Origin of the sequence: Actinomyces sp. ph3 (assembly GCF_000308055.1) — a bacterium.
Classification (GTDB): Bacteria; Actinomycetota; Actinomycetes; order Actinomycetales; family Actinomycetaceae; genus Pauljensenia.
Map to the genome: position 1 here is coordinate 272,687 of NZ_CAGY01000005.1, position 21,037 is coordinate 293,723.

General features: G+C 53.6%; 17 protein-coding genes. 13 read left to right on the plus strand and 4 right to left on the minus strand.

What is annotated here, in order from left to right; all coding sequences use genetic code 11:
* Positions 1–61 precede the first annotated feature (61 nt).
* From HGAS_RS08745 to HGAS_RS06445, 3 genes are read left to right on the plus strand one after another with little or no spacing between them, the layout of a single operon-like run.
* The gene (locus tag HGAS_RS08745; RefSeq protein ID WP_081581514.1) at positions 62–286 is read left to right on the plus strand and encodes a FeoA family protein; all 225 of its coding nucleotides are present in this window, start codon (positions 62–64) and stop codon (positions 284–286) included.
* The gene (gene feoB, locus HGAS_RS06440; RefSeq protein ID WP_019127010.1) at positions 283–2,313 is read left to right on the plus strand and encodes a ferrous iron transporter B; all 2,031 of its coding nucleotides are present in this window, start codon (positions 283–285) and stop codon (positions 2,311–2,313) included. The genes HGAS_RS08745 and feoB overlap by 4 nt, the downstream gene beginning before the upstream one ends.
* Positions 2,313–2,564: a hypothetical protein gene (locus HGAS_RS06445; RefSeq protein WP_019127011.1), complete on the plus strand. Its 252-nt coding sequence runs from the start codon at positions 2,313–2,315 to the stop codon at positions 2,562–2,564. The genes feoB and HGAS_RS06445 overlap by 1 nt, the downstream gene beginning before the upstream one ends.
* A 92-nt stretch (positions 2,565–2,656) precedes the next feature.
* On the opposite strand, the gene HGAS_RS06450 is transcribed toward HGAS_RS06445, so the two are convergent.
* Positions 2,657–4,345 (minus strand): formate--tetrahydrofolate ligase, encoded by a 1,689-nt coding sequence (locus HGAS_RS06450; RefSeq protein ID WP_019127012.1) that lies wholly within the window; start codon positions 4,343–4,345, stop codon positions 2,657–2,659.
* A 115-nt stretch (positions 4,346–4,460) separates the two neighbouring features.
* Here HGAS_RS06450 and HGAS_RS06455 point away from each other — a divergent pair, with 115 nt between their 5' ends.
* The gene (locus HGAS_RS06455) at positions 4,461–8,537 is read left to right on the plus strand and encodes a hypothetical protein (RefSeq protein ID WP_019127013.1); all 4,077 of its coding nucleotides are present in this window, start codon (positions 4,461–4,463) and stop codon (positions 8,535–8,537) included.
* Positions 8,534–8,836: a hypothetical protein gene (locus tag HGAS_RS06460; protein ID WP_019127014.1), complete on the plus strand. Its 303-nt coding sequence runs from the start codon at positions 8,534–8,536 to the stop codon at positions 8,834–8,836. The genes HGAS_RS06455 and HGAS_RS06460 overlap by 4 nt, the downstream gene beginning before the upstream one ends.
* Positions 8,837–8,842: 6 nt before the next feature.
* Here HGAS_RS06460 and HGAS_RS06465 read toward each other — a convergent pair whose 3' ends face one another.
* The 3 genes from HGAS_RS06465 to HGAS_RS06475 are packed head-to-tail and all read right to left on the minus strand — an operon-like array spanning position 8,843 to position 12,526.
* Positions 8,843–9,688, minus strand: coding sequence for an aldo/keto reductase (locus HGAS_RS06465; protein ID WP_233993729.1), 846 nt, complete (start codon positions 9,686–9,688; stop codon positions 8,843–8,845).
* Positions 9,689–9,704: 16 nt separating this feature from the next.
* The gene (locus HGAS_RS06470; protein ID WP_019127016.1) at positions 9,705–11,039 is read right to left on the minus strand and encodes an amidohydrolase; all 1,335 of its coding nucleotides are present in this window, start codon (positions 11,037–11,039) and stop codon (positions 9,705–9,707) included.
* A gap of 44 nt (positions 11,040–11,083) precedes the next feature.
* Positions 11,084–12,526: a four-carbon acid sugar kinase family protein gene (locus HGAS_RS06475; protein WP_019127017.1), complete on the minus strand. Its 1,443-nt coding sequence runs from the start codon at positions 12,524–12,526 to the stop codon at positions 11,084–11,086.
* 380 nt (positions 12,527–12,906) lie between these two features.
* On the opposite strand from HGAS_RS06475, the gene HGAS_RS06480 reads away from it, so the two are divergent.
* The 8 genes from HGAS_RS06480 (at position 12,907) to HGAS_RS06515 (ending at position 21,026) form a co-directional block, all read left to right on the plus strand.
* On the plus strand, positions 12,907–13,632 hold the full coding sequence (locus HGAS_RS06480) for an aspartate/glutamate racemase family protein (protein WP_019127018.1): 726 nt from the start codon (positions 12,907–12,909) through the stop codon (positions 13,630–13,632).
* 248 nt (positions 13,633–13,880) lie between these two features.
* Positions 13,881–15,398, plus strand: a complete 1,518-nt coding sequence (locus tag HGAS_RS06485) for an NCS1 family nucleobase:cation symporter-1 (protein ID WP_019127019.1) — start codon at positions 13,881–13,883, stop codon at positions 15,396–15,398.
* 13 nt (positions 15,399–15,411) lie between these two features.
* Entirely contained in the window at positions 15,412–16,752 is a 1,341-nt protein-coding gene (allB, locus tag HGAS_RS06490; protein ID WP_034234037.1) for an allantoinase AllB, read from the plus strand.
* Between the two features lie 47 nt (positions 16,753–16,799).
* A complete protein-coding gene (locus HGAS_RS06495) occupies positions 16,800–17,795 on the plus strand; it encodes an aspartate/ornithine carbamoyltransferase family protein (protein ID WP_019127021.1) in 996 nt (331 codons plus the stop codon).
* 32 nt (positions 17,796–17,827) lie between these two features.
* Positions 17,828–18,247 (plus strand): DUF3830 family protein, encoded by a 420-nt coding sequence (locus tag HGAS_RS06500; protein WP_009408121.1) that lies wholly within the window; start codon positions 17,828–17,830, stop codon positions 18,245–18,247.
* 76 nt (positions 18,248–18,323) lie between these two features.
* On the plus strand, positions 18,324–19,142 hold the full coding sequence (locus HGAS_RS06505) for a transketolase (RefSeq protein ID WP_026066695.1): 819 nt from the start codon (positions 18,324–18,326) through the stop codon (positions 19,140–19,142).
* Complete coding sequence (locus HGAS_RS06510; protein ID WP_019127023.1) at positions 19,139–20,077, plus strand: transketolase family protein; 939 nt, start codon at positions 19,139–19,141, stop codon at positions 20,075–20,077. Before HGAS_RS06505 ends, HGAS_RS06510 begins: the two co-directional genes overlap by 4 nt.
* A gap of 25 nt (positions 20,078–20,102) precedes the next feature.
* Complete coding sequence (locus HGAS_RS06515) at positions 20,103–21,026, plus strand: sugar phosphate isomerase/epimerase family protein (protein ID WP_026066696.1); 924 nt, start codon at positions 20,103–20,105, stop codon at positions 21,024–21,026.
* Positions 21,027–21,037 lie beyond the last annotated feature (11 nt).

The following is a 21,037-nucleotide window of genomic DNA, read 5'->3' on the forward strand; positions in this document are numbered from 1 at the left end:
ATTTCTATGGGAGGGACAAAGGTGTCACTTGCGTCGATAATGCTTGCCTAACCTTGGTGATATGCAACTATCACAATTTCCACTACGGACTCGGGCTCGCCTCGGAAACATGGAGGTTTCCCCCGAACACCGACTCCGTCTGTATGAACTTGGAGTTCGCCCTGGAAGCGAATTCTTCATTGTGAACAAGGCCGCTTTCGGAGGCCTCGTCGTTAATATCGCCGGTGCGCGCGTTGCCGTTGACCGCCGTAGTGCTCGGGCAATCGAAGTGGAGGAAATCGCATGAGCTGCCCACACTGCTCTCCCAAATCAGATGTCGCTGTGTTGGACACTCCGACCTCAAGTGGTGGAGAAAAAACGATTGTCTTAGTTGGTAACCCAAACGTTGGGAAATCAACACTGTTCAACGCGATTACCGGTTCCCGCCAGCACGTCGTTAATGCTCCCGGTACCACGGTTGAGATGAAGCGCGGTACCTGGCGCGCACTGGGTGCAAACCTTGTCGATCTTCCGGGAACCTATTCCTTGATCGCGTCTTCTCCTGACGAGCAAGTTGTCAGTGACACTCTTTCTGGTGCCGAGGGCTCATTCACCGACCCTCGAACCGGACGAAAAGTTGATCTGGCTATTGTCCTTTTGGACGCCAGCGCAATGACGCGTTCGCTCTACCTCTTGGGACAAGTTGCACAAGCTGGTCACCCCGTAGTCGCCGTCGCCACAATGGTTGATGTTTCTGAGAAGGATGGCCAGAAATACCCGGTCGATAAACTTGCCGATGAATTGGGAATTCCCGTTCTCGCGGTAGACCCGCGCCACTACGACAACCCTGATCTTCTTGAAGGAATTGTCCGTCACGCGCTCGAACACCACACACGTCCGAAGGGCCTTCCCGTCAACGCGGCTGATGGAAGCTGTACCTGCGGATGCGGTGGGCTGACCCAAGCAGATGAACTCTTCGCCTGGGTTGATCGCGTCGAAACCGCAGTAGTCGGAAAAGCCGAAGGCGACCCCATCCTCTCGACCTCTGACAAGATTGACCGAGTCCTGCTCAACCCCTGGCTGGGAATCCCGATCTTCTTTGTCCTTATGTGGTTCCTCTTCAAAGTCGCAGGCGAATGGGTCAGCCCTGTTCAGGACTTCTTCGACCACATCTTCTCCTCAACGGATGAAGGCTTCCCCTCTTTGGCAAACGGCATCACCTACCTCCTCACGCTTGGGGGACTCCAAGACGGCTGGCTCCACAGCTTCCTCATTGGTGGTCTGTGCACCGGTTTGGGCGTGGTTTCTTCCTTCATCCCCCTGATGTTCATCATCTTCTTGATGATTTCCATCCTGGAAGACTCCGGTTACATGGCTCGCGCAGCCTTCCTTGGTGACCGTGTCATGCGTGCGATCGGTCTGGATGGCCGTGTGATTTTGCCGCTGATCATGGGATTTGGCTGCAATCTGCCGTCACTGGCAGCAACACGAACACTTCCCAACACTGCCCAGCGAATCGTCACGACCATCATTACGCCTTACACCTCGTGCGCAGCGCGACTGACCATCTACTTGATGATCGCGCGGATTTTCTTCCCCGATAGTGCTGGAACAGTGATCTTCTCGCTCTATGTTCTCTCGCTCATCATGGTGGTCCTGGGAGCACTTATCCTCAAGCCGTTCTTCACGAAGAAGACCACGGACTCTCCACTGTTCCTGATACTTCCCGCCTACCAGGTTCCGCGAGTTTTCGTGATCTTGCGGACTACGTGGTTGCGCGCGTGGGCCTTCGTGAAGGGCGCAGGCAAGATCATCTTGGCCATGACCTTCGTCGTGTGGCTCATGGGTGCCATTCCGATGGCAGGAAACTACTCTTTCGCCGACTCGGAACTCCCAATGGAGGACTCCCTTTACGGGCGCACCGCTCAGGTGCTTGAGCCTGTCTTCAAACCCGCTGGTTTTGGTGAGTGGCACATGACCGGTGCTCTGATGACCGGTTTCGTTGCGAAGGAAACAGTGATCTCGTCGATCGTCACTTCCTACAACATGGATCCCGAAACAGAAGGTGGAGATGCCGAGGATGGCGGTGATGATCTTGGTTCGCTGCCTCAGTTGGTCACTGAATCCTTCCAAAAGTCTGCGGGAGATGCAGCGCCGATCGGTGCCTTCGCGTTCTTGGTCTTTGTTCTGACCTACACGCCCTGTATGGCGACAGTTGCTGAACAGGTCCGCCAGATTGGCGGTAAGCTCACCGCAGCCGCCGTTGCCGTCCAGCTCTGCAGCGCTTGGCTGTTGGCTGTCGGCGTCTTCCAGATCGGACGGTTGCTTTTCTGATGGCTTCTGCGCAGTTTGTGTCTCCCGTCCAGCGTCTTAGAGAGGCGCTGGCGCGGGGGTGCACCCTGGAAGCCGCGGCAGCGCAGGCACAGGTGTCGAAGGCATTCGCCACTGTCGTCATTGAGGACATGGAGCGCCGAGGCCATGCAACCAGCGCGCAGTCGCTGTGCGCTTCGGGTTTGGGTGCGTGCCACGGGAATAAGGCACCCGAGGTGATGCTTCACTGTTCGGGATGTCCTCTGGTCATCTAGTAGTGCTCTGAGCTCAACCAACAAGAAGGCTCCCTGTCGATCTGGATGAAGCAGTGATCGACAGGGAGCCTTCTGTGCAGTTTCTTTTAGGCTTACTTCACCCCAGTGATTTCACCGTCAGTGGTCAGCCCAATTCGCTCTGCCGCAGGGTGAGCCGACAAACCGGGCATTGTTGAAAGCGTTCCCGAAATTGCGTAGACATAGCCTGCACCAGCCGCAAGACGAACTTCGCGAATGGGAAGAGTCCAACCCGTAGGCGCGCCCTTCGCCTGCGGATCGGCACTGAGGGACATCGGAGTTTTAGCAACCACAACCTTGAGTGAACCAAAGCCAGCTGCTTGGTATTCCTTGAGGCGCTTTGCGGCGGCAGGAGTGTAATCCACTCCCGATGCCCCGTACATTGCAGCAACCTTTGCGATCTTGTCTTCGAGGGAATCCGAATCTTCGTAGAGGGGACTAATCTGCGCATCGGCGGATTCTTTACACGCCGCGGCTACTTCACGTGCAAGCTCGCGCGCGCCTTCGCCGCCCTCAACGACACCGAGGGAGCGCGCCACACGCACCCCGGCCTCGGCACAAATTTTCTCGATCTCAGCGAGCTCGGCCTCGTGGTCGGTGGGGAAGACATTGATTGCAACTACGGGGTTTAGGCCGAAACCGCGGACAATTTCAATGTGCTTGAGAAGGTTTGCGCTGCCCGTGCGAATCTCTTCAACGTTTTCCTCGGTCATGGCATCGGGCAGGGGTTTGCCCGGAGCAAGACGGTACTTGCCGGAGTGGGACTTGAGTGCACGAACTGTCGTGACGATCACCGCGCAATCGGGACGCAAACCGCCCACGGGGCACTTGATATCGAAGAAACGCTCGGCGCCCATATCCGCGCCGAAACCGGCCTCGGTCACCACGTAATCACTGTGCTGTCCAGCAAGGCGGTCCGCGATCACCGAGGAGCAGCCCGTTGCAATATTGCCGAAGGGGCCGGTGTGAACCAGGACCGGGCTGCCCTCAGTCGTGCGCAAAAGGTTCGGGCAGAGTGCATCGCGAAGGAGCGCGGCCATTGCTCCCGCAGCCTTCAGGTCCTCAGCGGTGACATATTCGCCGGCCTCATTTTGGCCAATGACAATGCGTCCCAAACGCTCGCGAAGATCAGCGTAAGAGGTGGCAAGGGACATGATGACCATGACCTCACTGGCGGCGGTGATATCAAAGGACGACTGACGAGTCACGCCATCAATTGCGCCACCCAAGCCCGTGACGACGTGGCGCAAAGAGCGGTCATTGACGTCCAGAACGCGCGGCCACGTGATGGAGCGTTCCTTGATGTGGAGCTCATTTCCCTGATGTAGGTGGTTATCAATCATCGCCGACAGCAGGTTGTGTGCAGCTGTGATTGCGTGGAAATCGCCGGTCAGGTGCAGATTCATCTTCTCGAATGGCAGGACCTGGCTCTTGCCATTGCCGGCCGCTCCGCCTTTGACGCCGAAAGTCGGGCCCATTGATGGCTGGCGAATTGTCAAAGTTGCGTTAGCACCTTCAAGTGCCAACCCCTGAACGAGGCCAATAGCAGTCGTCGTTTTCCCCTCGCCGAAAGGAGTGGGGGAAGTTGCCGTCACGACGACGTAGCGGGCTCGTTGGGGAGCGGAAGTGTCGACAGCGGCCAGATCAATCTTTGCCAGATCAAATCCGTAGGGGAGAAGGTGCTCACTGGAAATACCCGCGCGTTCGGCCAATTCGACCAGCGGTTCCAGCTTGGACGCAAAATCAGTTGCAACAGTGCTCATGGAGATAGCTTAAGTCACTGCGGGCAGCCGGACTCGGTAGCCCGAGTGCTGGGAAAATGTTGCCTTACGGCGTTCCCTCTCGTGGCGAAGGAGTCATTTCCATTACGGTGGTTTTGTGGCCGTTAATTTCTTTTCTCGATCGACGCAAGATTCCTCACGGGAACCGGTAGATACCGTTCCTGAAACGCCGAGCGCACCCAGCGACCATGTTGTCCAAGAATGGCGTGCGCAATTGCGCCTATTGACTTCGCAGGAAGGTGGAAACTCTTTCCCAAGCCTGACCGTCTCTGAGGCACACCCGGGAGGATTGGCACAGCTTTATGCTGGACGACCCACGAAATTGTCCAGCCTGATCCGTGAAAGTGTGGCCCATAAGCGTGCTCTCGAGCGCGCGCGTTCCCTGGTTTCATTCGCTCACGAAATGGCAATGCGCCACGGTGTTGCCCCTGTTCACATTGCCATCGGTCACGCGCAGTGGGGTAGTGGCGAGGCCAGGCAAAGCGCCCCCGTTTTCCTCCGCCCGCTGCGTCTTGCCGTTGAAGGTGACGATGTCGTTATCACCTTGCGTCATGGAATGGAACTTTCTGCTGCTTTCGAAGATGCGCTCGCGGACAAGGGCGTGCGCATCGATATGGATGAAGTTGCGCATCTGTCGACTCAGACGCACGGTTTTTCTGCATCTGTGGTTTTGGACCATGCCCGGCGGGCGGCCTCGGTTCTTGAGAACTTCGATGTCCGTGAAGAACTGACAATTGGGATTTTTGAACACCCAGCTGCGCTTTTGCTTCGCGAGCTCGAGCAACCTGCCGTTCTGATGAAGAACCGCGTAATTCGCGCTCTTGCTGGGGACGCGGCGGCCAGAAGCGCGACCTCTGGTCCTCTTCCACAATCCAACCCCAATGACCGTGACCCCGATGAGGAACGCGGTGCAGGTGATCTGACCCCGCGTCAACAAGACGTTGTTGAGGCCGTCGCGGAGGGCCATTCCTTCATTGTCGATACGCCTTCGGGTGCAGATGATGCTTCCCTTATTTCTGCGATTATTGCCGATAGTGCCGCGAATGGACGCACGCTGGTTCATATTGCAGGTTCACCCTCGCGCTCCCTTGCGGTTCACGGGCGCCTTCGTGAGCTCGGTATCGATGAGGCCGCGGTACGTATTGACGGGTCGAATGCGACCGACGCACTGTTGGGGGAGAAGCTTCTTCACGCGGCTGAAGATACGAACTCGGTTGAAGATACGGCCGAAGTTGCGCAGATGCGTGCGCGTTTGCGTACCATCCGTCAAACCCTGTCTTCTTACACCACCTATTTGCACCGCCCCTTCAAGAATTTCGGTGTCAGTGCTTTCAATGCCCTTCAGGTTCTGACTGATCTGACGGCAACAAAGCCTGCTCCCCGAACTCGCGTACGCCTTGGTGAGGATGTTCTTCTTGAGATCGCTTCCGACCAGGGAGAGAGTGCCCGCGAACTTCTTCACGAGGCCTCGGCCCTAGGAGTTTTCTCTCGCCAAGCGCAGGTTGGTCCCTGGAAGGGGATCGTCATTGGTTCCCAAGAGCAGGTTCCTGATGTTCTTGAGCGAGTCGATCGCCTGGCAAAGGAAACGCTTCCGCAATTGCGAGTCATCATGTCCTCGGTTGCGGGTGAAAGCGGGATCACCCCCGCTGTTGATATGCGTCAGTGGTATGCGCAGCTGTCGATGTTCGAGGGTGTTCGTGAGGTTTTGGATATCTTCCAGCCCCGCGTCTTTGAGCGCTCTGCAGCCGATATGGTGATTGCGACCGCCTCGAAGAAGTGGCGTCAAGAGCACGGTATTTCGATGTCTCGTTCTCAGCGAGTCCGTTTGGTCAAACAAGCGCAGGACATGCTCCGCCCGGGCACCCACGTCAATGATCTTCACCGCGCTCTGCTAACCGTCCAGGAACGACGTGATGTGTGGCGCCAGCATTGCGATTCGGATGGCTGGCCGACACTGCCGTCGAACCTGACGCAGGCCGTGGAACTGACCCAGGATGTTGCGGAAGATCTTGAACATCTGACGCCCATGTTTGCGACGGCTCACGGTGATCTTGAGGCAATGCCGATTGCCGAATTGGCGAAACTGTGCGAAAGGCTCAGCGCTGATCCCGAAGGTGGTTACGAGCTTCCTCGTCGCGTTGCGGTATTGAAGGCTCTGTCCGAGCTTGGTCTTGAACCGCTGACCCGAGATCTTCGCCAGCGTCATGTCGCTGACGACCAACTGGATGCCGAACTCGACCTAGCGTGGTGGGCCTCGATCTTGGGCTTGATGCTGGCAACCGATTCGCGCTTGGGCGGTTTTGATCCTGCCGTTTTGGAGCAAACCCTGATCGAGGGCCGCGATTTGGACCGCCGCCAGGTCGCATCGCTGGTTCCGCAGGTCATTTCGCGTCTGCACCGGGTACGTACCCAAGCCTTGGCTGATGATCCGCAAGCCTTGCGCGCTCTTGAATTAGCCGTCCAAGACCAGCATCCGCTGACGTCTTTGTACGCGCAATTCCCCTTGTCGTGGAAGCTTATTCCCGCGGTTTTGACGGTCCCGACGCTGGTTCCCCAAATTCTGCCTGAGCAGCAACAGGTCGATGTCGTGATTTTGGACGGCATCGATGAGCTCCCCATCGCAGAGCTGGTTCCGATTATTTCGCGAGCATCGCAGGTGGTCGTCTTTGCCGATCTTGCGCAGGAACACAGCGAGGATGCCGTCGAGGCCCTAGCCGAGGTTCTTCCGCAGGTGCGCATGGATGTTCGCCCCACGCGCTTGAACGATCAGATGGCATTGCTTCTTGCCCGATATCGCGTTGACCACACGGGTGTTCCGGTTCCTTGGACTTCTGCCAGCGCACCGGTGACCGCGGTGTGGACAGAGGGCACAGGGATGCCGACTCCGGGAAGTGAGGCCGTTGAGTCGACTTCCGTGGAAGTCGATGCCGTTGTCGAGGCTGTTCTTGAGCACGCGACTTCAACCCCCGATCGTTCTCTTGCTGTCGTCGCGTTGAATGCACAGCACGCTGAACGAATCCGCGCCCAACTGACGCGCACGATTGGCGCCGAACCGGGCTTGGCCTCTTTCTTTGATCCCGCGCGTGTGGAACCTTTCGTGGTTGTTGACCCCGATGGTGCACGAGGCCTGGGCCGCGACCACGTCATTATTTCTGTTGGTTTCGCGAAGACTCCTCACGGTCGCGTTATTCACCACTTCGGTGTTTTCTCTTCCCCTGCGGGTGCGGGAGCAATGGCTGATGTCTTGCGCTCGGTGCGCGGAGATCTGACCGTTGTCTCTTCGATTCGACCCGAAGAGATTGATACTTCGCGTTTGTCCCAGCGTGGTGCGCTCATGCTGGTCGATTTGCTAGAGATTGCTCAAGGGCAGTCGGGTGTGGGTATTGATGCCTGGCCGACCCTGGAGATTGAGCCGGATCGTCTGCTCATCGACCTAGCGGATCGTCTGTACGGCTTGGGTCTTGAGGTTGTTGCAAATATCGGTATTCCCGGTGGTTTGCGGATCCCCCTTGCGATCGGACACCCCGAGGTTCCGGGACGCCTACTCCTTGCAGTGCTTACTGATGACGATGAGTATGTTGCTCAGCCTTCATTACGTGTGCGCGATCGCCTGTGGCCTTCGATGCTTGAAGAGCAGGGCTGGAAGGTGCATATCGCATTGTCGATGGCCGTCTTCATTGACCCGGCAAAGGAAACGGATCGCATTGTCCAGCTGGTGTTGGATGCAGTTGATGAGATCAACGGTCCCGCCGCGCCAGTACTTGAACTTCCCGAGGATCCTGACGCTGAGTTTGGTGTAGCTGAAGAAGAAGACGCTTTCGCTTCTGTTTCTGCTGAGGCTCCGCACGGTGATCAGGAAGATGACGAGGCCTCGCAGGCTCGTCAGCGCCGTGATGAGTTGGTTGAGGATGCTCGTGAGAACGAGGCCGTGGCTGAGTCTGAAAACGATGCTGATAGCGCGCGTGGAGAGCGTCCCGCGATTGCACGTGGTTTGCCGCTGGCGGCCTATAGCGATGACCAATTGGATGAGGTCGCACTGTGGGTGGCATCCGATGGTGTTGAGCGCAGCGAAGAAGAGGCAGTTGATGAGCTCTGGCGTGCACTTGGATTGACTCGTCGCGGCGCTCAGACCGATGCGGTCTTGCGCCATGTGATTCGTAGGAATAGTAAGTGAGTGACCCCTTTGAGGCGACGCACTCGCACTCTCGTGAGTCGGATTTAGGAAGTGGAGATAACTCTGCGGGATCCGAAGAACATGCGACGCGAGCACGGAAGCGCAGGCGTGTACTTTTCGTCAACGAGGTTGATGAGAGGCTGATTTCGCGCGGGATCCCTACCTCTCTGGAGGATCGAGTTTCCGACCAAGAACGCCAGGATGCTCTGGATAAGGCTCATATAGTTGGCGAGGCGGATCAGTCGAATACTGCCCGCCTCGCCGCTAATGTCCCTCCGCATTCCCAAGCGCGGATTTAGCTATCCCTATTGGATATCTAGCGGCACTGGGTGCCGCGGTCGCGGGAATGCGGAGTCGAGAAGATCGAGTTCAGTTTGCGAGAAGCAGATTGATGCAGCCTCGATGTTTTCTTTCATGTGCTTCAAGCTTCCGGTGCGTGGGATTGCAACGACGTCCTTATGAGCAAGGACCCATGCAAGCAGGATTTGGAAGGGCGTTACACCGCGGTCGGCAGCCAGGGTTTGGATAACTTTATTTGTGATGAGGTTGTGCTGCAGCCTTCCAGCCTGCGCAAGAGGACAGTAGGCGATCGTCGTAACTCTATGTGCGGCGTGCAAAGGTTGTAGATCGACTTCGATTCCTCGCGAACCAAGGTGGTACAGGACTTCGTTGACTTGGCAATGCTGTGAGCCTCGAACCTCCAAGAGCTCTGACATATCAGAGCAGTCGAAGTTAGATACTCCCCACGAGGAGATCTTTCCCTTTGCGCGGAGGCGCTCCAATTCTTCGACGGTTTCTTCTAGGGGCACTGCTCCACGCCAATGGTAGAGATACATGTCCAAATAATCGGTGTTGAGGAAGCGCAAGCTTGTGTCGAGCGAGTGCTCTATACGCTCGTGCGAGGCATTAGAGGGAAGAACCTTCGAGATCAGGAAAATAGAATCGCGTTCATAGGGGCTGATTGCTTCGCCGACTAGATCTTCAGATCGTCCGTTTCCGTACATTTCAGCGGTATCGATAAGCGTTGCGCCCGCTTCGATTCCGTATCTCAGGGCGGCAATTTCTTCGTCTCGTGTGCTTGCGCTATCGCCGAGATACCAAGTTCCCAAGCCAAGCTGGGGGATTGAAGTTCCGTTTTTAAGAAGGACCATTGACATCTGTGATCTCCTAGAGTTCCTTCGTCGCATTGAAGTCTTCTGCGACTGCATTTCGGAAGCGTTCGTCGTAGCCGAAGTCGAGCGCCACACTTGCGAGGCCAAAAGCACCATCAAGCGCTGCTTGGTCCCCTGAAGGTGATGCCGCGGCGGCGGCTAATTCTTCTGTGTGGAGCATCAGCTGAGAGTCTCCAACAGAAACTAGCGGATGGATTGCCGGTATACGGATTGATAGATTTCCAAAGTCTGTTCCCGCCGCGATTGTCTCTGATAGGACTCCGAATGGCAGGGGGTTTCGTCCGCGTCGACGCTGTGAACGTACCCACGATTGGAGGAGCCACTTATTTGATATAACGGGCGCTTCGTTTCGATTTGCTTCTTCGATAAAAGTGACCGCTGTACCTGTCATCAGTGCTGCCCCGCGGAAGATATTGAGTACTCGTTCAATAAGGTTGCTCAGTCCCGAGTCGTATTTTGATCGGATACACATGCTGAGTTCGGTTTTCTCTGGAATGACGTTAGGCACGTCGCCGCCATTGGTAATGATGGCGTGCATGCGGTCAGTTGGTGAGAGCTGCTGGCGAAGCAAACCGATTCCAGTGAGAGATAGGACTGCAGCATCGAGCGCATTACGCCCCATGAAAGGTGCCGATGATGCATGCGAGGGGACGCCTGTAAATTGGATTTTTAAGCGTTTTTGCGCGAGCCACGTTTGGTGTGCAACATCCGTCCCGTAAGAGTGGGCCATAACAACCGCGTCAACGCCATCAAATGCCCCTCGTTGGAAGAGAACTTCTTTGCATGTCGAGCATTCTTCTGCAGGTGTCGTCTGGAGGATCACCCGCATGGGGAGGCCGTCGGGCAGTTCTGAATTGAGTGCTGATAATGCTAGAAATGCCCCCACTGTTTGGGCGCACATAACGTTATGTCCGCAGCCATGCCCAATGCCCGGGAGGGCGTCATACTCGCAGGTTAATGCAAATACCGGTGCATCCGGGTTGGAGTTTCCGATGCTTGCACGAAGTGCTGTTGGAATATCGAAAACTCCCTTCTCACTACTAATGCCGTGTCGCGCGAGTACTTCGGCGACTGTGTTCATTGCAAAGTACTCATTAAAGCCCGTCTCAGGGTGCGAATGAATTGTGTGAGAAAGCGAAATAATCTCGTTATTTAGATGAAGAATTGCGCTGCTAAGTGCATCGCGAAGGAGTTCAGGTGCTCCTGTTTCTTCATCGAGTTGCTGTGAATCTCCGAGAAATGCGCGGCGTTCCTCGGTCTCTTTCTGCATGAACTCGGTATATAGCCGGGTAGGTGTTTCGGGTGTATCGAAATGGAAGATATCGGTCACGATATTTTTCCTTCTTGGTGTATAAAAAATGAATTGTTACCGGCTTACTTTTGACTTGCCGTAAGTTTCTGGACAACCCGAGTAAGGGCAGTTTCATCACCGACATTTCCCGGGAAAACGATGTACGGAATTCCCAGCGCAGGACCCGAGCATGCTGTCCAGAGCGAAATGATTCCTTCGAGCATCGGCCCAATGCACATTGCGTGCCGCATCTGAAGTGCCTTTGAGGCCAGATCCGATGAAGTAATCCCTCCCTTCGCAATGACAAAACGGGGGGAAGTCCCAGTGATGATTTCTTGAACGAGGCGGACAAGGGAAGCCGATACGAGGCGCGCAATAGCAAGCGAGGCCTCGGGATCGGAAGCGGTGTGAACCTTCCGAGAGGTGGAGATCAATACAGTTTTTTCAGATAAACAATCGATTGCTTCACGCGCGAGCTCGTTGAGGTACATTTCGCGTTGAGAATCATCAATAACCTGCGAAACATCAAGCTCGATGTGATGGAGCGGCACGTTCGAAGTGAGATGGTTGAGCTGCGCATTCGTTACCGCAACATGCGATCCGACTACGACCAAGCCGCCGGGAACAAAAGCACGCTCAGAGTCGATGAGAGTGTTGATTTCATCGCTAGTAATCGGAGCATGACGGTCCTGGCCAATTCGAGCTCGCATAAAAGGAGGACCGACGTGGTAGACAAAGTGCTTCCCCTGTGCTTCTGCTTGAATCAAAGCGAGACTTATTGCGCGCAAATCTTCTTCGCAAGCTGCATCAGGTGCGAAGACCATTCCGTTACAAATCGACATAACGCGTGAGAGAAGCTCTTCAGGCTTGGTGCGAACGCAATTCAGATCCGCAGTTACCACATTATCGAAGGGAATTTCACCCCCACTCTTTTCTTCTACCCAAAGAGCAAGTTCAGATGAATGAAAACCAAAACTTGCATCTCGCGCGAATTCGCTTTGCCCAACAGGGATATAACTATTGTCTTCTCGGCAGTAATGGACGCCATTTATGGTCAGTCGACCGGCATCTGGGAAGGCAGGAATAAGGATAATTCCATCAATTCTTTGACCGTTTTGCTCAATTGATTTCGCAATCGATGTAGCCTCAAGTGGAAAATGGCAACGTAATGTCGAATCTGAGCGCGAAACAAATGAGATAGGAATATTTAGTTCTCGAGCCGCTTCACTTGCATTCTGAACAATTTCATTGATGATAATTGCGACTTCTGAACGCGGTAGTGAACGCGAATTTGTCATGACATAAATTGCGGGTTTTTCTTGCATAAGTGCCCATTTGCAATCCTCCAAACCCCAGGTTGTTAATACCGGGATATCCGCAACGGACTGGGTGCCGGTGGGGTCGTCGTCAAGGACGAAAAAGACCGGTTCGCTTGCCGAGTTCTCTTTGATCTTTGCGTGAACTGCACTAGCGCTGATATCGGGGGCTTGAGCATATGGGCTGAGAAGCTGATCGAGGGACACCATGAGAACCTCCATGTTCAGTATGTGACCGTCCTAGGGGGCTCACTGTAGTACAGGGCGCGGCTGGAGTGTCAACAATATTTAAAGTAACAGGTATATGTGCCACGGTTTTCCAGAATTTGTTAATGTGCAAAACTAAATGCTGGAAAAGTTGTGAGAAATGGGCATGAAGTTTCTGAGAGTTTTTAGTCAGGGTGTCAAGATTGACACTTTTCAGTCCTTATTTTGTGTGCGTTTGAACGACAGAAACGCGCTATAAAGCCAAAAAGCGAGGTGTTTTGCTGCGTTGCAACTCTGTGTACCATCACTCGTACCGACGGCGGCTCGGATCGTCGAATCGGCCTATTAGCGATGTAGCTGATAACTGACTTCTGGGAGGAAAGATGAAAATTCTCGCGGTTAACGTCAATACCACTGCTGCAATGACTGAGCAGATTGCTGATGCAGCACGCGCCGTTGTGCGTGAGGGTACGGAAATCGTCGGGGTGACTCCACAAGTTGGTGCGGAATCAGTCGAAGGTAATTTCGAATCGTATCTCTGCGCTGTTGCGGTGATGGACAGCGTGGCAACCTATCCTGATACTTTTGATGCTGTCATTCAATGTGGCTTTGGTGAGCATGGCGTTGAAGGACTACGTGAGATTGTTGATGTTCCGGTTGTTGATATGACCGAGGCGGCTGCTCATTTTGCAATGCTTCTCGGCAATCGTTTTACCATCGTGACGACACTTGATCGTGCCGTCCCTCTTATTGAGGAGCGTCTGCTGAGCTTTGGGCTTGATAGGCACTGTGCGAATGTTCGATCGACTTCGCTTAGTGTTCTGGAGCTGGAAGATCAGGAGCGCGCGAAAGATGCTATTCGGGAGCAAGCGCAAATTGCACTCCTTGAAGATCATGCCGAAGTAATTGTTCTTGGTTGCGGAGGTATGGCGGGCTTGGATCGAGAGCTAACTGAGCAACTGAATGTTCCTGTGGTCGAGGGGGTTGCGTGCGCTGCACTCTTGGCTCAGGATCTTGTTGATCTCGGTTTGACTACCTCAAAAATCCGCACCTATGCGCCACCGCGCCCTAAGCGGGTTGCGAATTGGCCAATTTCGAGAACTAAGTAGTTCTCAGAGCATTTCTTGTTGAACGGAATTCTTTCCGTTTGAGCAAAACTTCAATGACATACGAAGTGGCGGAAGCATACTCAGGTAATGCTACAAGCTTCAAAGAATATTGATGAGGTCTCATACGAGGCGGAAACCAAAGCGTGAACTGATGGCATCCCCTTTGTCTGCGTCTTCATAGATTTTCAGAAGCGTCTATTCGGTTAATTCTGGAGCTCGACAACGTTGTCGGGCAGAAAGTAGGAAAGATGAGTGAGAAGGTACTAAATCCCTCATCGGCTGGCGTTGAAGATGGCGCCATGCCGAGGGGTGTTGATGCCAGTCTTTTCAATGACGATCTTGCTCCAGCAAAAAGTCGTGACTGGAGTTTCTACTCGCTGTTCGCGATGTGGATGTCAGATATTCACTCGATTGGTGGATATACATTTGCGGCGGGTCTTTTTGCGCTTGGACTCAGCGCTGCACTCGTGTTTGCAGGATTGTCAGTTGGAATTGTTATTGTTTTCCTTCTAATGAACCTCGTGGGATATGCGGGTCAAAAAACTGGCTTGTGCTATCCGGTGCTGGCACGTATTTCATTCGGCGTTTATGGGTCGAATCTTCCTGCCTTGACACGTGGCTTCGTTGCCATCTGCTGGTATGGGATTCAAACTTGGCTTGCATCCAAGGCTGTGATTGTTCTTGTTGGTTCAATCAATAAGTCGTGGATCGACTGGGGACACACAATGTTCCTTGGTGAGAGCATTCTCGGCTGGGTTGCATTCGTCTTGATGTGGACGCTTCAACTGCTCCTGCTTCGTAACGGCATGGAAACGATCCGTAAATTCCAGGACTTTGCCGGGCCTGCGGTTTGGGTCGTCATGTTTGTTCTGACGATTTATGTACTCTACAAGGCAGGTTGGAGCATCTCGCTCACGGTTCCTTCGAAGCCTGCTGAATGGGGAATGCTGCATGCGTTCCTTGCAGCCATTGCCTTGACAGTCGCTTATTTTTCAACGCTCTTGTTGAATTTCTGCGATTTCGCGCGTTTTTCTCCAAGCAAGAAGGCCGTTTTCCAGGCAAATATGTGGGGACTTCCTGTTAACTTCATCCTCTTCTCGGTTGTCTCAGTCCTGGTAACTGCAGGTTCGTTCCAGATTTACGGTGAGTATGTTTACGATCCTGTCGAAATGGTTTCGCGTATTAATCACCCGATTGCCGCGGCCCTAGGCGCAATCACCTTCTCGGTCGCAACATTGGGAATTAACGTCGTTGCCAACTTTGTTTCCCCGGCATACGACCTGGCAAATGCATGGCCGTCGAAGATCAACTTCGTTCGTGGTGGCTTGATCTCCGCGGTGATTGCTCTAGTTATCACGCCTTGGAACCTGTTCAACAGCCCTGTGATGATCAATATCTTCCTTGCGGCTTTCGGTGCAGTCCTCGGTCCGCTTTTTGGAATCATCATTGCGGATTACTACCTCTTGCGAAAGCAGCATGTCCAGGTGTCAGAGCTCTTCAAGGTTAACGGGATGCACGCTTTTACCAAGGGCTGGAACATGCGTGCGGTCTGGGTGTTTATTGCTACCTCGATCCCCACAATTTTGATTGCGGTTCTGCAGATCGATTTCTGCCGCTTCCTCAGTCCATTCTCATGGTTTATCGGAGCAGGGCTTGCCTTCGCATGTCACTACCTGGTCTCCAAGAATGACCCCTACGTCATCAATGCAGTGAAGCAAGCGATGACGGTTGACCTTGATGCCGATCGCGATGCGATTGCCCGATAGAAAGCTGAAAGACATGGAAACTCAAAAAGTAGACCTTGTTATTAGAGCAAAGCGGACCGTCTTCCCTGATGGAATTCGTCCTTGTGCAGTGCGCGTTAGCGATGGGGTTATCGATGGAATCGATGAGTTCGATGCTCCGGTTAATGCAGTGAAAGAAATTATCGTTCCGGACGATCAAGTGTTGATGCCAGGGCTCGTGGACTCGCATGTTCATATTAACGAGCCAGGCCGGACAGAATGGGAAGGCTATGAGAGTGCGACTCGCGCCGCACTCGCCGGTGGAATTACAACGGTTCTCGACATGCCTCTTAACTCGAATCCTCCGACGACAACCCTTGAAAACCTCAATGTAAAGCGAGTTGCAGCAGAAGGGCAGCTCTCTGTTGACGTTGGTTTCTGGGGTGGCGCGGTTCCGGGGAATGTTCCTGATCTGGAAACTCTTTGGGAACACGGAGTTTATGGGTTTAAATGCTTCACAGCTCATTCCGGTATTGATGAGTATGGATATCTGACCTACGAGCAGATCAAGGAGACGCTCGAGGAAATTGCACGCCTTGATGCAGTCCTTATCGTGCATGCTGAGGACTCAGAAATCCTCGCGCAGGCACCCCAGATTGGTGGACAAAAGTACCAGGATTACTTGAACTCGCGTCCGCGGAGTGCTGAGAACACTGCTATCCATAACCTGTTGGAACTGGCTAAAGAGACGGGCGCTCGCGTGCATATCTTGCACCTGTCCAGTTCAGAGGCTATTGACGATATTAAACGTGCTAAGGCCGAAGGAGTGCGAGTCACTGTTGAGACGTGTCCTCACTATCTGACCTTTGCGTCTGAGGAAGTTCCAGACGGTGCAACCCAGTACAAGTGTGCGCCTCCGATTCGTGAGGATGAAAATCGCAAGAAGCTGTGGCAGGGACTCATCGATGGCACGATCGACCATATCGCTTCTGACCACTCTCCATGTACTGCAGATCTGAAGCACCTTGAGATCGGTGACTTTGCACAGGCATGGGGCGGTGTTTCATCCGTTCAGCTTGGCTTCTCTGCCATTTGGACAGCTGGCAAGCAGTTTGATATCGAGCTTCAGGATATTGCTCGTTGGTTCGCTGCAAATCCTGCCCGGAACTTCGGCATTGCTCACAAGGGTGAAATCGCGGTCGGGAACGATGCTGACTTTGCCATCATTGCGCCAGACGAGACCTTCACCGTGAAGGTTGCTGAACTGGAGCATAAGAACAAGATTTCTCCCTACGACGGTCGGGAGATGCGCGGAGTTGTGAAGCAAACAATCCTGCGCGGAAACACAGAGCTGACTAGGGATTCAAAAGTGGGAACGGAATTGTTCCACGCCTAAGGGCGCTCTTCATTCAATAGAAAACACTAAGTAACACAGGAGTTATTGTGTCTGAACACATGCGCTCAATGCGCGAACTGATCGATGCCGTTGACCACGCTGGCAAGAACTTCATTTCGATCAACGATCTCTCGAACGAACAGCTCTACAACCTGTTCGAACTTGGTAAGGCCCTTGAGCTGTTTAACCGCTCGAAGATCGACCTATTTGATGACAAGATGCTCGCGCTGATGTTCTTTCAGCCGTCAACGCGTACCCGTATGAGCTTCCAGACCGCTATGGAGCGTATGGGTGGCCACGTCATTGTTGAGGCAAATCCGAAAGTCACCTCTTCGGTGGCGAAGGAAGAGTCGATTGAAGATACGATGCGCTGCATTTCGCAGTACGCCAATTTGATCGTTCTCCGCCACTACGACGAAGAGGAAGCTCGTCGAGGAGCCGAGTCCGCAGAATGCCCCGTGATTAACGGTGGTTGGGGCCACTGGGAACACCCCACCCAGGCGCTTCTCGACCTCTACACGCTGTGGCGTCGTTTTGGTCGTATCGAGGGCTTGAATGTTGCAGTCGTCTCGCCTGACATGGTTGAAGCACGAACCGGCCACTCGATGGCTTACGGGCTTGCCCGTCTGGGTGCAAATGTCTCTATCGCCTCTGATTCCGATCGCCGTACTCCTTCTGAGGTGACCGACCGTATTCGCAATGAATTTAACGTCGAATTGAATGAGGAATTCGATTTCGAACAGGATTCCTTCAACGAATTTGTCCGTAAGCAGGACCTGATCTACCTGCCGGGTTGCTCTGCTCCTGCTGGCGCCAAGGCAGAAGAGTTCAAGACCTTGATGGATCGCTACTTCGTCCGCTACGACACCCTCAAGGATGAGGCAGAAAAGGGTCACATGATCTACGTGACGCACACCCTGCCGCGTCGTAAGGGCGAGATGGATTTGCGTATTGATAACACTCCTCATCAGTTGCACTTCCGCGCAATTTTGCAGTCGGTTTCCATCCGTATGGCTCTGCTTGCATCCATCCTGGGCAACTGATTACAGACAGAACAATAAGAAAGGAAAAACAAATGCTGCTCGAAATTACCGCCGGTGGATACACCTTCAAGGCGCGCTATGAAGAAGAAGCTGCGCCTAAGACCGTTGAAGCGTTCAAGAAGCATCTTCTTGGCCTAACCTCAAAGATCATTCATGTCCGTTGGTCTGGCCAGGCCGGATGGATTCCTTTTGGCGATCTTGATCTTGGTATTAAGCCTGAGAACGGAACCTGCTACCCGCACCCCGGCGAGCTCGTGATCTACCCCGGTGGTGTATCTGAGACCGAGCTGCTTCTTGCATACGGATACGTCAACTTCGCCTCGAAGGCGGGGCAGCTGGCTGGCAACCACTTCGCGACGATCATCGAAGGCAACGAGAACCTTGCTGCCTTGGGCGAAAAGTTCCTTTGGGAAGGTGCTCAAGAGATTTCGTTCCGCGAAATTGATGAGTAAGCACGCATGACACTCAGGGTGTCCTGGCGAGATGGTGATCTCGCCAGGACACCCACAGAAGAAGAAAGGATATGCATTGAAACAGGAAGAAATTGAGAGCCTCGAGCAGACTGCTCTCGAGTGCCGTCGCGATATTGTGCGAATGGTGCACCATGCGGGAAGCGGCCATCCGGCTGGTTCTCTTTCCGCCATCGATGTGTTGGTGGTTCTGTACATGAAATACATGCGTGTACGTACTAACGAACCTCACTGGCATGGCCGTGACATGTTCTTTCTTTCAAAAGGACACTGCACTCCCGCCTACTATGCCGCGATGAGCGCGCGCGGGTTCTTCCCTCGCGAAGAGCTTATGACATTCCGAGACATGCACACTCGTCTCCAAGGGCACCCCTCGAATCTTCACCTTGACTGTGTTGATGCGTCTTCGGGCTCTCTGGGGCAGGGGCTCTCTGTTGCAAATGGTGCAGCACTGGCCGCTAAGCATGACGGGATGGATTCGCGTTACTACGTCATGCTTGGTGATGGAGAAATTCAAGAAGGTCAAGTTTGGGAGGCTGCGATGTCAGCTGCAGCCTTCGGCCTTGATAACGTCTGTGCAATTCTTGATTACAACAAGATCCAACTTGATGGTCCTGTCAATGAGGTTTTGTCTATTGGCGATGTCCGTGCAAAGTGGGAAGCCTTCGGCTGGAACGCCATCGAAATCAATGGGCACGATATCGCAGCGATTGATGCTGCTTTCGAAAGTGCAATGCGGTTTAAGGGGAAGCCGAGCATCATTATTGCCCACACGATCAAAGGTAAGGGTGTGTCCTTCATGGAAAAAACCGCAAAGTTCCACGGCCTCGCTCCGACGGATGAAGAACTTGCACAAGCTCTGGAGGAATTGAAGTGACGACTACTACCGAACCGCGTGAAGGCTATGCGCGAGCGCTTATTGAACTGGGACATCAGCATGATGATGTTTTTGTTCTTGATGCCGATTGTGCGAAGTCGAATTACACGAATCGATTCCGCGACGAGTTTCCGGACAGATTCTTCAATATGGGAATTGCCGAGTGCGACATCGTTGGAACTGCTGCGGGCATGGCCGCGCTTGGGAAGGTCCCATTTGCCAATGCATATGCCAACTTCCTCACTGGACGCGGATATGACCAAGTTCGTATTTCGGTCGCATACTCCGGTAGGAATGTGAAAATTGTTGGTCACAATGCCGGAACTTCCGCAGCCCAAGAAGGCGCAACGCACCTTCCTCTTGAAGATATTGGACTGATGCGTGCAATTCCCGACATGACGGTGATTGTTCCAGCAGACTCGTGTGAGATGGAAAAAGCAGTGCGTGCTGCATACGAGTTCGACGGCCCTGTATATCTGCGTGTTGGGAAGCTGAAGGTCCCGGACGTGACGACCGTTGATACTCCGTTTGAAATTGGTAAAGCAATTCGCTTCCGTGAAGGCAGCGACGTCACGCTGATCTCAACGGGCAATATGCTTTTTGAAACTCTCAAGGCAGCCGAGATCCTTGCGGAAAAGGGTGTTTCTGCTGAGGTTCTTCACATGCACACGGTAAAGCCGATCGATTCGGATGCAATTGCCGAATCCGCAAGGAAGACCGGCGCAGTTGTCACAGTTGAAGAGCATTCGATTCTGAACGGCTTGGGATCGGCTGTCGCCGAAACCCTGTGCGAAGAATGTCCAGTCCCACTGCGACGGGTTGGTACAAAAGACGTATTTGGCCTGTCTGGAACCATGGACGAACTCATGGATTACTTCGGACTTCGAGCGGAACCCATCGCTGCAACCGCTTTGGAAGCAATCCAGGCAAAGTAACCACAAACTCGGAAAGAAGATCAAAATGAAACAGTCGTTACATGACTACATGCGTGTTGGCATTGTCCACTTTATGGCGTACCCGTTCGCGATGTCCGGTGAGGGACCGATCGCGGATTCTGTTGCCAAGATTGTGTGTGATGAATTCTTCGAGTCAATCGAAGTCACCCATGTTGATGTTCCTGATGAACATGAACGAGTGAAGAACCTTCTCAAGACCTCGGGTGTTCGTGTTGGTTTTGGCGCACAACCATTTATTTTGCGCGGCAAGCTTGACCTGAATTCTCCCGACCCAGAGAAGCGTCAGCAGGCAATTGATGTACTTAAGGGAGCAGTTGATCAGGCCTACGCATTCGGTGCTCGTAAGTTTGGTTTCCTCTCTGGTCCGCGCCCTCAGGCGAAGGAACAGCAGGAAAAGGCTCTTGAACTCCTCGCCGAATCAATCACTGAGATTGGCCGTTACGCCCAGTCAAAGGGCGACCTGATGCTGTCGCTCGAGACTTTTGACGACTCCACAGACAAGCGTGCGCTTATCGGTTCAAACCGACTTGCAGTCGAACTTGCACAGGAGATTCGAAAGTCGGTCCCCAGTTTCGGTTTGATGATCGATCTTTCGCATCTGCCGATGCAGACCGAGACCATCCATGAAGCACTTCATGTGTCTGCGGACTACATCAACCATGCGCATATCGGAACATGTGTGATCAATGATCCGGCGGATCCGGCATTTGGCGATAAGCATCCCTATTTTGGACACCCAAAGGGCGAGTGCAAGGTTCCTGAGGTCCGCGAATTCCTACGTGGTCTGTTGGAAAACGGTTACCTGGTTGAAGACGCTGCCGATCGAAACATCGTTGCTTTTGAAGTCCAACCGCTGGGCGAGCAGACTTCTGAAGCCGTTATTGCTGATGCGAAGCGTACTTTGCGCGAGGCTTGGCGCACCCTCTGAGTGACGAAGAG

Coding starts and splice junctions, on each gene's coding strand:
- HGAS_RS08745 (WP_081581514.1), top strand. CDS start 62: ATGCAACTATCACAATTTCCACTACGGACTCGGGCTCGCCTCGGAAAC.
- feoB (WP_019127010.1), top strand. CDS start 283: ATGAGCTGCCCACACTGCTCTCCCAAATCAGATGTCGCTGTGTTGGAC.
- HGAS_RS06445 (WP_019127011.1), top strand. CDS start 2,313: ATGGCTTCTGCGCAGTTTGTGTCTCCCGTCCAGCGTCTTAGAGAGGCG.
- HGAS_RS06450 (WP_019127012.1), bottom strand. CDS start 4,345: ATGAGCACTGTTGCAACTGATTTTGCGTCCAAGCTGGAACCGCTGGTC.
- HGAS_RS06465 (WP_233993729.1), bottom strand. CDS start 9,688: ATGGTCCTTCTTAAAAACGGAACTTCAATCCCCCAGCTTGGCTTGGGA.
- HGAS_RS06475 (WP_019127017.1), bottom strand. CDS start 12,526: ATGGTGTCCCTCGATCAGCTTCTCAGCCCATATGCTCAAGCCCCCGAT.
- HGAS_RS06480 (WP_019127018.1), top strand. CDS start 12,907: ATGAAAATTCTCGCGGTTAACGTCAATACCACTGCTGCAATGACTGAG.
- HGAS_RS06485 (WP_019127019.1), top strand. CDS start 13,881: ATGAGTGAGAAGGTACTAAATCCCTCATCGGCTGGCGTTGAAGATGGC.
- allB (WP_034234037.1), top strand. CDS start 15,412: ATGGAAACTCAAAAAGTAGACCTTGTTATTAGAGCAAAGCGGACCGTC.
- HGAS_RS06500 (WP_009408121.1), top strand. CDS start 17,828: ATGCTGCTCGAAATTACCGCCGGTGGATACACCTTCAAGGCGCGCTAT.
- HGAS_RS06515 (WP_026066696.1), top strand. CDS start 20,103: ATGAAACAGTCGTTACATGACTACATGCGTGTTGGCATTGTCCACTTT.